Here is a 4503-nt window from a genome sequence, read left to right as displayed (position 1 = left end):
GGCCGCCCGACGGGCGACCGCCCCGCGGACGGCCCGATGCGGCGGTTGGGAGTGGCCACGGTCGCCTCGCATCACCTCCGGCTGGCCGAGGCCATGGAAGGGGCGCCCGCGCACCCCGCCGCGTCGGTACTGGCGGCGTGGGCAGTGGTGGAGGAGACGTGGGCTGAGACCGTGGGCGGCGGCCTGCGGCTGTCCATGCCGTGGGGGCAGGCCAGCCGGACCCTCGCGGAACGCGGGGCGAACCCGCAACTCGCTTGGAGCGTACGGACGTTGTACGAACTGAGGATCCGTGTCGCGCACGGTCGCGAGCGGGTCACCGCTCGGGCGGCCGGCGACTACGTGGAGGGCTGCGCGCAGGTCGTGCAGGCTCTGGAGCGTCTCGGGCCGCCCTGAACACGGGACAGCGGTGAGGGGTCAGCGGTCACGGCCGCGGGCCCCTCACCGCTGGTTGGCGGCGTGCCCGGTTCGGTGGACGGGACGGGTCAGGAGATGGCGAACAGCGGGCCGGTCAGCATCAGGCCGAGGTCGTGGCCCGCGTAGGCGAACAGGACGAACAGCATCAGGGACGCCCCGGCCAGGGACAGGTCCTTCTGGAACGACACCATCTCGTTCTGCCGGTTGCCCGGATCACTCTCCTTCCAGAACGGGTGCATCAGGAACGCGGTCGGAATGAGGAAGACCACCAGCAGCAGGGCGCCGACGTCCGCCCAGACGCCGAGCAGCACGCTGAGTCCGCCGACGAGCAGGAGCACGCCGCTGCCGGCGGTCGCCGCGGTGGCGGCCGGAACGCCCTTGGAGGCGGCGTAACCGGACATCGCCTTGGTCTGCGTGAGGTGGCCCATCGCGGAGCCCAGGAAGAGCGCGACGAAGAGGATGCGGCCGACGAGTACCAGAACGTCCATCGTGCCTCCAGCGGAGGTGCCTGTTTCATGACGTTTGTCGGTTTCAGAATACGGTGGGAGGCGTGCGACCGCCGTCCGGCTCCCGACCGCCGTCCGGGACCCCGAGCGCCGGTTCGGGCTTCCGAGTGCCCGGTTGGATCGGCGTGCGCCGGACCGCGCGCCCCGCAGCCGTCCGGGTGAAACCCGGGGGCTGAAAACGTTCGCCCCGCCGTAGCCGTGTGGCAGGGTGCCGACAGGTCGAGCGAGGGGCGGCACGGGTGCGGCGGACAGGTGACGACGCCCCGATCCCGTGCCGCCCGACCCCCGAGCCGGACGTGCCGAGCGGCCCGCACGGGGCGACCGGGGCGACCGGGCCGGGGGAGGGCCGGTACGTGCGGCTCCAGGGCACGCGCCCCCACGCGCGGGCGGTCCTGTCCGGGATCCTCGCCAACGGTCGGGCCCGGACGGGATGCTGACGCCCGCACAGGAACACCATCGGCGGACCACCGACGACCGGTACGACGCGGCCACCCGAACCCGAGCCACCTGGACCCGGCGGTCCACGAGGACGGCCACCGGATCGCCGTAGTTGCCCCACCCGGCCGGGCGCCGGGCGGCGGCCTTCTCCGCCCGCGGGCCGCCGTTTCCCGCCAGCCGCGCAGGTGAGCGGGAGGCTTCGCGGGGCCGGGCCATGGGAGGGTTTCGCCCGTGTCGAGGGTTTTGCCCCGGGGATCGGGGACACCCCGGTGGCATCCGTCCGTCCCAGCAGCCGGGAGAACCGATGGCCTTCAACCGCCTTGAGCAGCGGGGCGTCCCGCCGGGATTCCGTCGCCTGACGCGCGTGCTCGCCGTCCACGAGACGGCCGGGGAGGAGGTCGTCCACCCGTACGTCAAGCGCACCGCGGAGGGCGGTGGCGCCGCCCGAAGCGCCGTTCGGGAGGCCCGCGGCAAGGACGGCGACTGAAGCCACCGGGTGCGGTGCGGCAGGTCCGCGACGTCCGCAGGGGCTGACGGGGCCACCGGCCGAGCACTCGGTTCCGACGCCTGGTTAGGCAGCCAGCCGGGTGTCGGCCCCCCTGGGGCCGCGGCGGTCATCCGCCGCGGCCCTTCCGCGTCCCCGGACTCCCGCTGCTCGCCGCCCTGTCGCCGGCGTCCCGCTTGCCGCCGTGCCGCCGGACTCCCGCCGCCCGCCGTCACCTTGTGAACGCGGCGGGCCTCGCAGGGGCCGCGTTGTCACAACTGTTGACACAAAATTTACCCAGCTCTACATTCGGCCTACCTGAGAGCGCTCTCAGGCTGTTTCCTCCCCCACGTTTCGAGGTGCAGCACGTGAGAACACATCGGCGCATCCCCCTCCTGCTGACGGCGGCGGCAACCGCCGTCGCCGGGATCGGCCTGCTCCCCCTCAACGCGTCGGCCGCCGAGGTACCCGTCGGGCTCGGCAGCCACTCCGACACCCGCCCGGCAGGCGAGGCGGGACCCCAGAACGACCAGGGCGGCGCCGTCACCCCCAAGGTGACCGCCGCCGCCGCGGACGAACCGGTGCCCACCAACGACTGGTGGTCCTCGCTGGTGTTCCAGCGCTACCCGGGCAACCCCTACTCCGAGGCCATGTACGGCCACCCGCTCACCTACAAGGCGGTGTCGGGCGGACTGGAGGTCGGCTACCCGACCGAGGCGGCCATCGTCGGCGACAACCGCCAGTACGAGTACGCGCACAAGGCGGACCTCACCCTGGGCGTCGCGGGACTGGCCTCCCCCGACACCAAGGCGGACGCCTGGTCCGACTGGACGGTCACGCCGTACTGGGCCGACGGCGACCGCACGCTGCGCGCCACCATCGGCCACGGCAGCCCCTACGTGTACGCGGAGGGCACCGGCGGCGACGCGCAGGTCAACACCGCTTCCGCACCCGAGGTGTTCGCCGACGACGGCAACGTGCTGGGCGTGACCATCGGCGGCCACCACTACGGGCTGTTCGCACCGACCGGCAGCGACTGGAACGTCTCCGGCACCTCCATCAGGGCCGACCTCGGCGGCAAGGAGTACTTCTCGGTCGCCGCGCTGCCCACCACCGCGGCACTGGACGACTTCCGCACCTACGCCTACAGCTTCGTCACCGGCTCCGAGGTCGAGTGGGACTACGACCAGGCCGGCGGCGCGCTGAACGCCACCTACACGCTGAAGACCACCGCCCGCGAGGGGCGGGAGACCGGCACGCTCCAGGCGCTGTACCGCCACCAGTGGCTGCACACCTCGGACCCCCTCACCTCCTACACCTACGTGTCGCCGCGCGGCACGATGAAGGTCCGCGAGGGCAACTCGTTCACCACCTCCCAGGACGTGACGGGTGTGCTGCCCGGACTGCCGAAGACCCCGGCGGTGGACGACGGCAAGCTGTCCGCGTACATCTCCGAGGTGGCCGACGCGGCCGACCCCTTCAACGGCGCGAGGGACACGTACTGGACGGGCAAGGCGCTGGGCAAGATCGCCCAGTTGGTGCCGCTCGCGGAGCAGACCGGTGACACCGCGGCCCGCGACAAACTGCTCGGACTGCTCAAGGACAAGCTGGAGCAGTGGTTCACCGTCGGCGGCGGCGCTGAGTTCTCCTACGACAAGGACTGGCGCACGCTGATCGGCTACCCCGCCTCGTACGGCAGCGACAAGGAACTCAACGACCACCACTTCCACTACAGCTACTACGTGATGGCCGCGGCCATCGTCGCCCAGCACGACCCGGACTGGGCGAAGAAGTCCGCCTGGGGCGGCATGGTCGAGGAGCTGGTCAGGGACGCCGCCAACCCCAGCCGCACCGACACGAAGTACCCCTTCCTGCGCGGCTTCGACGTCTACGCCGGCCACAGCTGGGCGGCCGGCCACCAGGGCTTCGCCGCGGGCAACAACCAGGAGTCGTCCTCGGAGTCCATCAACCTCAGCGCGGGCCTCATCCTGTGGGGCTCGGCCACCGGTGACACCTCGCTGCGGGACCTCGGCGTCTACCTGCTGACCACCGAGTCCGAGTCCATCAGGCAGTACTGGTTCGACGCCGACCAGGAGGTCTTCCCCGACGCCTACGACCACCGGGCGGTCGGCATGGTGTGGGGCAGCGGCGGCGCCTACAGCACCTGGTGGACGGCCAACCCCGAGGAGATCCACGGCATCAACGTGCTGCCGGTGACGGGCGGTTCACTGCACCTGGCCGGCGACAAGGCAGCCATCGAGCGCAACCTCGCCCACCTGGAGCAGCAGAACGGCGGACCGCCCGTCGAATGGCGCGACCTGCTGTGGGAGTTCCAGTCGCTCGCCGACCCGGCCGCGGCCAAGGCCGCGTACGACGCGGACGGCGGGGCCTACACCCCGGAGGAGGGCGAGTCCAGGGCGCACACCTACCACTGGATCAACACGCTCGCCGAGATCGGCGCACCGGACACGTCGATCACCGCGGACAGTCCCACCGCCGCGGTCTTCGCCAAGGGCGGCACCCGCACCTACGTCGCCCACAACCACACGGCCTCGCCGCAGACCGTGACGTTCTCCGACGGCACCACCCTCACCGTCCCGGCGCGCTCCACCGCGACCGGCGACTGACCACCCGCCCACCGGCCCGGCCCCGCAACGGCCG

4 protein-coding genes are annotated in these 4503 nt (G+C 72.2%); 3 read left to right on the top strand and 1 reads right to left on the bottom strand.

Annotation, left to right across the window (positions count from 1 at the left end; genetic code table 11):
* On the top strand, window positions 1–393 hold a 393-nt coding region (locus ACYVE9_RS16765), incomplete at its 5' end, for a hypothetical protein (protein WP_461028673.1).
* 89 nt (window positions 394–482) lie between these two features.
* On the opposite strand, the gene ACYVE9_RS16760 is transcribed toward ACYVE9_RS16765, so the two are convergent.
* Window positions 483–902 carry a DoxX family membrane protein gene (locus tag ACYVE9_RS16760; protein WP_461028672.1) on the bottom strand — a complete coding sequence of 140 codons (420 nt, stop codon included), beginning with the start codon at window positions 900–902 and terminating at the stop codon, window positions 483–485.
* Between the two features lie 760 nt (window positions 903–1662).
* On the opposite strand from ACYVE9_RS16760, the gene ACYVE9_RS16755 reads away from it, so the two are divergent.
* Complete coding sequence (locus ACYVE9_RS16755) at window positions 1663–1845, top strand: hypothetical protein (protein ID WP_461028671.1); 183 nt, start codon at window positions 1663–1665, stop codon at window positions 1843–1845.
* Window positions 1846–2210: 365 nt separating this feature from the next.
* Window positions 2211–4469, top strand: a complete 2259-nt coding sequence (locus ACYVE9_RS16750; RefSeq protein WP_461028670.1) for a glycosyl hydrolase — start codon at window positions 2211–2213, stop codon at window positions 4467–4469.
* Window positions 4470–4503: the final 34 nt, after the last annotated feature.

It is taken from the genome of Streptomyces sparsus (genome assembly GCF_054776295.1).
Note: the sequence above shows the minus strand (reverse complement) of the source record. Positions and strands in the feature narration are given on the sequence as shown.

Excerpts from the sequence above, each read along its gene's own strand:
- ACYVE9_RS16760 (WP_461028672.1), bottom strand. The coding sequence starts at position 902 with ATGGACGTTCTGGTACTCGTCGGCCGCATCCTCTTCGTCGCGCTCTTC.
- ACYVE9_RS16755 (WP_461028671.1), top strand. The coding sequence starts at position 1,663 with ATGGCCTTCAACCGCCTTGAGCAGCGGGGCGTCCCGCCGGGATTCCGT.